This window comes from Aquabacterium sp. UBA2148, assembly GCF_002328915.1.
GTDB classification, from domain to species: Bacteria; Pseudomonadota; Gammaproteobacteria; order Burkholderiales; family Burkholderiaceae_C; genus Aquabacterium; species Aquabacterium parvum.
Genome location: NZ_DCXA01000108.1, coordinates 12974 through 13796 on the forward strand (window position 1 = coordinate 12974; position 823 = coordinate 13796).

At 67.8% G+C, this 823-nt stretch carries 2 pseudogenes; both read right to left on the reverse strand.

From position 1 onward, the window contains the following. Positions 1-311: pseudogene (locus B2W70_RS05940) on the reverse strand (ubiquinone biosynthesis regulatory protein kinase UbiB); the annotation flags it as partial. A gap of 17 nt (positions 312-328) precedes the next feature. Beyond that, positions 329-823: pseudogene (locus B2W70_RS05945) on the reverse strand (hypothetical protein); the annotation flags it as partial.

Below are 823 nucleotides of genomic sequence, written 5' to 3' on the forward strand. Positions count from 1 at the left end.
AGGCGAGCGGATTCGGCGCTGGAGAACGGGGGCACCCGGTCTTGCAGTTTGGCGAGCTCGTCGGCCACGTCGGGCGGCAGCAGGTCGCGCCGAGTGGACAGCATCTGGCCAAATTTGACGAAGATGGGCCCGAGCTTTTCAAGCGCCAGGCGCAGCCGCTCCCCGCGCGTGCCTTCGAGCCGCCGGCCCAGGCTCAGCAACTTGGCCAGGCGGTTCAGGCCTTTGTGGCGGATGCTGCCCAGCAGCAGGATGTCCAGCCCGTGTGTGAGTGAGATCAGGCCGATGTAGGCCGGGCGAAAGAGGCTGCGCATCGCTCAACCAGATGGCTTCAGCGGGGGGCGCCGTTGCCTGGGCGCCAGCGCTGCAGGGCTTCACGGATGCCTTCCCCGACCTTGCGCAGCGCTTCAGCCGGGGTGTTGCCCAGGAAACGAGCGACGTCGTCCTGGATGTCCCAGCGCAGGTTTTTCATCATCCAGGAGGCCACTTCGGCCAGGTTGGCGTCGCCCTCGATGTTGACTTCGGGGCGCTCGCCACGGGTGGCGCGCTTGAGCAGGTCGATCGGGTCGCCAAGTTGAACCGTGAGCGTCAGGCCCTGCGGTGACGCGGGTGTGAGCGCAGAAGCGGGGGTGTTTTCCGCGACGGCTTCGAACAGCCCGGCCGGGGTGATCAGCAAGCGGATGGGTGGCAGAGTGGCTTCACCCTTGAGCACCTGACCGAGGAAGGCGGGCAAGACGCCCGCGGTGCCTGTGGCCCAGCGGATGTCGATCACGCGACCCGCGTGAGGCTTGAGACGGGCCGACGCCTGGGGCTCGCTGGCGACCAC